We start from the raw sequence: 7,211 nt of genomic DNA, 5'->3' as shown, positions 1-7,211 counted from the left end.
GTGCAGCCCATCCCGCTGCCGGTGCAGCGGGTGCCGTCGACCCCGTCCGTGGCGAAAGCGATGAGCGGGTTGAACGCGTTCCTCTCCCCGGCCCGCGCCGCCGCACCCGTGGTGACCCCTGTCGTGGCCCACCGCAGTACGAACGGCGGCGGGAGCGGCAAGAGCGGCGGCAGCTCCGGCGGCCGGAACGACCCCCCGCCCCCGTACAGCGCGATCGCCGGCCAGACGCACAAAGCGAGCGACAGCACCCCCGCCACCACCGGCTTCGACGCCCGGAAGCTGAAGGACGAACAGGTCGACGAGCTGACCCACAAGCTGATCGGACCGCTGACCAGGCTGCTCCGTACCGAGCTGCGGCTCGACCGGGAGCGGATCGGCAGGCTGCGTGATCCTCGCCGCTGAATCGCCGACGCCATGCCGCACCACCTCGACCCACCCGCAGGAAGGCCGCATCGATGCCCCAGGATCTGGATCCCGGTTCCACCATCTACTTTGACCTGACCATCGACGGTCAGGGCCTGGGACGCTTCAACACCTGCGACGGACTCGCCGCCAATGTGGAGATCCACCAGCACCAGGAGGGCGGCAACAACGGGTTCGTGTGGCAACTGCCCTCCCGGGTCACTTTCTCCAACATCACGTTGACCCGCCCTCTCACCCCCGAGACGGTGAAGGTCGGGACCTGGATCAGTTCCATCACCACCGGCATCACCCGTCCCACCGGGCTGATCGCGGCGAAGCGCGCCGACGGCTCGATCGTCGCCCGCTGGGGGCTGATAGAAGTGCTCCCGGTGAGCTGGAACGGGCCGGGGTTCAATCCGGAGAACCCGGCCGTGGCTGTCGAGACCTTGGTGATCACGCACCACGGCTTCACCGATGCGGGGGCGGCATAAGATGGCGGGCAAAGGCGCCGGCAAGAGCCTGACACGGGCGACGCTGGCCATTCACGAACCACCCATCGGCTTCAGCACCACACCCGGTTCGCTGATCAGCACTCTGCGCTTCGACTACAACCCGTCCCAGCTCACGCTGAGCCGCCAGGCCCAGTGGAAGACCACCCCGAGCGCCGCCGTGCGTTCCGGCGCCGTTCCTGAGTTCATGGGTCCCGTGCCTCGCAACATGACGGTGGACATCCTGCTGGACCGCTCCGAGAAGCCGGACAGCAACGACGTGCTCAAGAACGTCGAACTGCTCTTCTCCTGCTGCGAGACGACCACCGCCAGCATCGCTGCGAAGCAGCCCTCGCCCCCCTGGGTGGTCTTCAACTGGGGCGGCAACTCCACCGTCCGGTTCACCGCTTACGTGAGCTCGGTGAACGTGCAGCAGGTGCAGATGAGTTCCACCGGGGTGCCGACCCGCGCCCTCTGCCAGGTGGAGCTGAACGAGATCCCGACCAAGACCGCCGGCCAGAACCCCACCTCCGGCGCGCTCACCGCCCGGCGGGTGCACCGGGTCGTCGCGGGCGACTCGCTCCAGCACCTCGCCTGGCGCGAGTACGGGGACGCCACCGCCTGGCGTACCATCGCCGAGGCCAACGGCATTGACGATCCGGCGCAGTTGCGGCCCGGCACGGAACTCATGCTCCCCGCCGCTGAAGAGGTCGGTTTCTGATGAGTCAGGTCAGTTACTCCAATATTTTCCATGTCACCTTCGACGGACGGAAGTTGACGGACGACATCGCCCCGCTGCTCACATCGGGCTGGGTCGACTTCGGTGCCGGGGTGCCAGGATCGTTCCAGCTCGACTTCCGCGACCCCGACCGGCTGGTGCTCGCCAAGGCCAACATCAAGATCGGCACGAAGGTGATGCTCGCCCCGGTCGCCGCCAGCCAGGGCGCCCAGTTCCCGCTGCTCACCGGTGAGGTCACGGGCCTGGAGAGCGACTACGACGGCACCGGCAGCTTCACCGTCGTACGCGGTTACGACCTCGGCCACCGGATGCTGAGGCAGCGCCGGGTGACGGCGTACCGCAACATGACCGCCTCCGACATCGCGCGCCAGTTGGCGGGCAAGGACAAGGTCCCGATCGGCAGCATCGGCCGGACCACGACCGTCTACGAGTTCATCACCCAGGCCAACGTCACCGACTGGGACTTCCTCAGCCGTCTCGCCGACGAGAACGAGATGGTGATGTCCCTGAACGCGCGAGGCAAGTTCACCTTCGTAAAGCGCGACCCGGCGTCCGGCGCGCCCGCTTCGAGCGCTCTGGTCAACACCAGCCCGCAGGTCCTCGCCCGCGAGAACATCCGGCGCTGCCGGGCCGCCGTCACCTCGGCCGACCAGGTGTCCCAGGTCCGGGCGCGCGGCTGGGACGTGACGACCAAGAAGGCCCTCGTCGGCCAGTCGCCCGCCGCCACCAGCCCGGCCATCGCGATCGGCACCTCCCCGGCCAAGGCCGTCACCGCCTTCGGGACCGCCACGCTGGTCGAGACCGACACCCCCTACGACAAGCAGGGGGAGGTGAAGAACGCCGCCTCGGCGCTCGCCGACGACGTCACCGCCTCGTTCGCCGAGCTGGAGGTGACCGCCACCGGCAACCCCAAGCTGCGACCCGGCGTCCCCGTCAGTCTCAGCGGGATCGGCGACCCCTTCGAGGGCAAGTACACGGTGACCGGCGCCCGCCACAGCTTCGGGTCCGGCGGGGGCGGCTACGAGACGTTCCTGACCGTCAGCGGACGCCAGTGGCGTTCGCTGTACGGCCTCACCTCGGGCGGCGCGGGCGGCATGCCCCGGCTGCCCAGCGTCGCCAACGCCCTGGTCACCGACATCAAGGACCCGCTCAGGCAGGGCCGGGTCAAGCTCCGGTTCCCCTGGCTCGACGACACGTACGTCAGCGACTGGACCCGTACGGTGCAGGCCGGCGGTGTGAAGGGCGGCGGGCTGATCGGCCTGGACGTGGACGACGAGGTGCTGGTGACGTTCGACCGGGGCGCCCTGGACCACCCGTTCGTCATCGGCGGCCTCTACAACGGCCGGGACAAGCCCGGCGTGGTCGACGTACAGCCGTACGACGCCACCAGCGGCAAGACCGTACGTCGTACCCTCGCCGACCGCAGCGGGAACCGTCTCGACCTGCTGGACCAGCGCACCGGAGGCAAGCAGGGGGTGCGGCTCAACACCGGTGACAACAGACTCACCATCAACCTGGACCGCACCAAGACCGAGATCACCATCGACAGCAAGGGCAGCGTGACCATCTCGGGCACCCGGAAGGTGTCCGTCGAGGCGGCGGACATCTCGCTGGACGCACGCGCCAAGCTGTCGATCAACAGCGGCGGAACCCTGTCGATCACGGGGAAGGCCGTCAGCGTCAAGGCCGCGGCCGCGCTCAGCCTGACCGGGCTGGAGACGACCGTGACCGGCACGACCATGCTGAATCTCGACTCGGCGATGGCCCTCAACCTGAAGAGCCTCAACATCCAACTGGCAGGCATCATCAAGATGCTGGGAGAGGCCACCCTCGACGGGTTGCAAGTCATGGTGATTCCCTGATGCCCGAGCAATTCGTCGGTACCGGATGGGCGTTCCCGATCCGCATCGGCCCCACCGGCGGTATCGCCATGGTCAGCGGTGTGCGCGAAGTCGAGGAGGCCATGCGCCTCGTGCTGGCCACCGCGCCGGGCGAGCGGCCGATGCGGCCCGAATTCGGCTGCGGCATCCACGACATGGTCTTCGCCCCCATCAACGAGGCCACGGCGGGCCGCATCCAGCACGAGGTCCGCACCAGCCTGGACCGCTGGGAGCCGCGCATCGAGGTCGAGGACGTCGAGGTGAGCACCGGGGACGAGCAGGGCGTGCTCTTCATCGACGTCCGCTACTCGATCCGCGGCACCAACAACCCGCGCAGCCTGGTCTTCCCGTTCTACGTCATCCCCTCCCACGACGAGCCGTCCTCAGATCTCGGACCGGCCACCGAAAGCGACCGCTGATGGCACTGCCCTCCCCCAATCTCGACGACCGCCGCTTCCAGCAGTTCGTGGACGACGCCAAGCGCTACATCCAGCAGCGCGCGCCGGAGTGGACCGACCACAACGTGTCCGACCCCGGCGTCACACTTGTCGAGACGGTCGCGCACATGGCCGACCAGATCGTGTACCGGCTGAACCGCGTGCCCGAGAAGAACCACCTGGCCTTCCTCGACCTCATAGGGATCACCCTCTTCCCGCCCTCGGCCTCGCGCGCCGACGTCACCTTCTGGCTGTCGGCGCCGCTGGAGGAGGTGGTACGGCTGCCGGTCGGCACCGAGGTCGCCACCACCCGTACCGAGAGCGAGGAGGCGGTGGTCTTCGCCACCGAGCGCGAACTCAGCGTCGTCCCCAGCGCGTTGGGCTTCCTCGTCGTGCAGCAGAGCGGGGAGGCGGTCGTCGACCGTACGTCGGACCTCGCCGAGGGCAAGGACCTGCACTGCTTCGCCGAGTCGCCGCGGCCCGGTGACTGCCTGATGTTCGGGCTCACCGCCGCCGTACCGCACTGCGCCGTGGCGCTCACGCTCGACAGCCGCGTCGACGGTGTCGGTGTCGACCCCCGGCAGCCGCCGCTGGTCTGGGAGGCCTGGACCGAGGACGGCTGGACGCTGTGCGAGGTCGACAGGGACGAGACCGGCGGGCTCAACCGTCCGGGCGAGGTCGTGCTGCACGTACCCGGCGGCCATGTCCTGTCCCGCACCGGACGGCGCGAGGCGGGCTGGCTGCGCTGCCGCGTCACCGAGCCGCTGCCCAACCAGCCCTTCTACGCGACCTCGCCCACCGTGCGGTCGGCCGAGGTGTTCACGATCGGCGGCACCACCGGCGCCGTACACGCCGAGACGGTGGGCGACGAGGCGCTGGGGGAGTCGACCGGGCTGCCCGGACAGCGGCTGCGACTGGCCAACGCGCCCGTCGTCGGCGACGTACCCCCGCTGCACCTCCAGGTCGCGGCCGACGAGGGGTGGACCGACTGGGAGGCCGTCCCGCACTTCGCCGCCTCCGGCCCCGACGACCGCCACTTCACCCTCGACGCGGCCACCGGCGAGATAGCCTTCGGCACCGCCGTACGCGAACCCGACGGGAGCCTGCGCCAGTACGGCGCCGTGCCGCCCAAGGGCTCCGTCATCCGCGCCCGTCAGTACCGCACCGGCGGGGGCAGGGCGGGGAACGTCGCACGCGGCGCCATCCAGGTGGTGCGCAACTCGGTCCCGTACGTCTCCGAAGTGATCAACCGCGAGGCCGCGACGGGCGGGGTGGACGCCGAGACCGTCGACGAGGCGAAGGCCCGCGCCCCGATCACCCTGCGCGCCCAGGACCGCGCCGTGACCCTGCGGGACTACGAGGAGCTGGCCCGGCGCGCGGCGCCCGAGACCGCCCGTATCACCTGCATCGAGGGCGACCCGGACGAGCACGGCGCCCACGCGGTACGGGTGCTGGTCGTCCCGCAGGCGGTCGCCGACCCCGGTGGGCGGCTGCGCTTCGAGCAACTCGTCCCCGGGGACGGGCTGTTGGGGCGGATCACCCACTACCTCGACGACCGCAGACTGATCGGCACCCGGCTGGCCGTGGGCCCGCCCTACTACCAGGGCGTCACCGTCGTCGCCACCGTGCACGCCTTCCGGGGCACCGACGCCGACCGGGTCCGGCGGCAGGCGCACGACGCCCTCTACCAGCACCTCGACCCGCTGGCCGGCGGAAGCGGCGGCACCGGCTGGTCGTTCGGGCGGCCGGTGCAGTCCGGTGAGATCTTCGCCGTGCTGCAACGCGTACCCGGTGTCGAACTCGTCGACCAGGTGCTGCTCCACCCCGCCGACCCGCTGACCGGCAAGCGAGGCGACCCGACCGACCGGATCGACCTCGACGCCGCCGCCCTGGTCTTCTCCTTCGACCACCGGGTCCGCGTCATCGGGGACCCGTCGTGAGGGGCTCCGTCGACGGCCTGGGCACCTCGTCGCCGCTGGGCCTGATGCTGCCCGCCGTCTTCGCGGACGACGACATGGCGCAGCGCTTCGTCGCCGGGCTCGACGAGGTGCTCGCGCCGCTGCACAACGTGCTCGACTGCCTTGAGGCCTACTTCAGCCCCTCGCTGGCCCCCGTCGACTTCGTCCGCTGGCTCAGCGACTGGGTCGGCGCGGAGACCGAGGGCACGGAGGACGAAGGGCTGCTGCGCGCCGCGGTCGCCTCAGCCGCGCACCTGCACCGCATCAGGGGAACCCGGCGCGGCCTGTCCGAGGCGGTACGGCTCGCCTTCGGCGTCGAGCCGGAGATCACCGAGAGCGGTGCGGCGACCTGGGACGCCCGGCCGCTCGGGCCGGTCCCCGGCGACCGCCGGCCGAGGCTGCACGTGGCCCTCACGCTGCCCGACCCGTCCCCCATGGACCGGCACCGGCTGGAAACCCTGGTGGCCGCGGCCCGTCCTGCCCACATGCCGTACACGGTCCAGGTGACCGCAGCCGAGAGGACCCTTGACAGGTGACCAGACAGACCGCGGACGCGGACCGGGGACAGAGCGCGCCGGCGTGCTCCGTGTGCGGTACGCCGCCGAGCCCGGGGCAGTCCTTCTGCGAAAGCTGCGGTGCGGTGCTCAGTTGGACGCCGGCCCCGGCGCGGCGGCCCGAGCCGGCGTCGGTCGGCAATGACGACACGCCGTGGCAGGGGATTCCTGGGGCTGGGGTTGGAACTGGGCCTGAGCATGGGCCTGGGGCTGGACCTGCGCCTGGGCCTGGGCATGGGCCCGGGGCTGGCTTCGGATCCGTCCCCGACGCCGGTATTCCTGACGACGTCGACACCGCGCGCTCCGGCCGGACGGCGGGCGGGAGCGGTGGCGGTGGCGGTTGGCCGCAGGGCGCGTCGCCCGCGCCGGAACCGGCGCACCCGGGCGTTCCCTCTCCGTACCCCTCGCACACCGCCGGGGCCGGGGCCGGGCAGGGGTACGGGAGCGGGCAGGGCAACGACAACGGACCCTGGGCCGCCGCCCCCGTGGCACCCGACTACACCTATCCGGAGACCGCCGACACCGCGGCCACCGCGCGCTCGCGCGCCGCGGCGCCCGGTAACCCGGGCGCCGAACCGGCCCCCGGTGCCGGTGCCGCTCCCGCGAACGATCCCCTCGCCACGGAACGGGCCAGGGCCCTGCTCATACCCGTCGCCGATCCCGGCCGGGCGGCGGCGCCGCCGTCCGTGGCCCCGGTGCAGCCGGGCCGCCCGATCACCGCGCGACCGCAGGTCCAGGCCCCGCACGGGCAGG

6 protein-coding genes and 2 pseudogenes are annotated in these 7,211 nt (G+C 71.2%); all 8 read left to right on the top strand.

From position 1 onward, the window contains the following. A pseudogene (locus QR77_RS47430) lies at nt 1–402 on the top strand (hypothetical protein); the annotation flags it as partial. A gap of 53 nt (nt 403–455) precedes the next feature. Further along, nucleotides 456–893: a phage tail protein gene (locus tag QR77_RS17045; RefSeq protein ID WP_040022694.1), complete on the top strand. Its 438-nt coding sequence runs from the start codon at nt 456–458 to the stop codon at nt 891–893. Nucleotide 894: 1 nt separating this feature from the next. Next, the gene (locus QR77_RS17040; RefSeq protein ID WP_040022693.1) at nt 895–1,611 is read left to right on the top strand and encodes a LysM peptidoglycan-binding domain-containing protein; all 717 of its coding nucleotides are present in this window, start codon (nt 895–897) and stop codon (nt 1,609–1,611) included. Then, nucleotides 1,611–3,491: a VgrG-related protein gene (locus QR77_RS17035; protein WP_040022691.1), complete on the top strand. Its 1,881-nt coding sequence runs from the start codon at nt 1,611–1,613 to the stop codon at nt 3,489–3,491. The genes QR77_RS17040 and QR77_RS17035 overlap by 1 nt, the downstream gene beginning before the upstream one ends. Further along, the gene (locus QR77_RS17030; RefSeq protein ID WP_040022690.1) at nt 3,491–3,928 is read left to right on the top strand and encodes a GPW/gp25 family protein; all 438 of its coding nucleotides are present in this window, start codon (nt 3,491–3,493) and stop codon (nt 3,926–3,928) included. Before QR77_RS17035 ends, QR77_RS17030 begins: the two co-directional genes overlap by 1 nt. Further along, on the top strand, nt 3,928–5,886 hold the full coding sequence (locus QR77_RS17025) for a putative baseplate assembly protein (RefSeq protein ID WP_040022688.1): 1,959 nt from the start codon (nt 3,928–3,930) through the stop codon (nt 5,884–5,886). The genes QR77_RS17030 and QR77_RS17025 overlap by 1 nt, the downstream gene beginning before the upstream one ends. Further along, nucleotides 5,883–6,440 carry a phage tail protein gene (locus tag QR77_RS17020; RefSeq protein ID WP_040022686.1) on the top strand — a complete coding sequence of 186 codons (558 nt, stop codon included), beginning with the start codon at nt 5,883–5,885 and terminating at the stop codon, nt 6,438–6,440. The genes QR77_RS17025 and QR77_RS17020 overlap by 4 nt, the downstream gene beginning before the upstream one ends. Nucleotides 6,441–6,943: 503 nt before the next feature. After that, nucleotides 6,944–7,211 (top strand): annotated as a pseudogene (locus tag QR77_RS47805) (zinc ribbon domain-containing protein); the annotation flags it as partial.

The organism is Streptomyces sp. 150FB (assembly GCF_000818195.1).
Taxonomy (GTDB): Bacteria; Actinomycetota; Actinomycetes; order Streptomycetales; family Streptomycetaceae; genus Streptomyces.
This window is presented reverse-complemented; position numbering and strand designations above follow the sequence as displayed.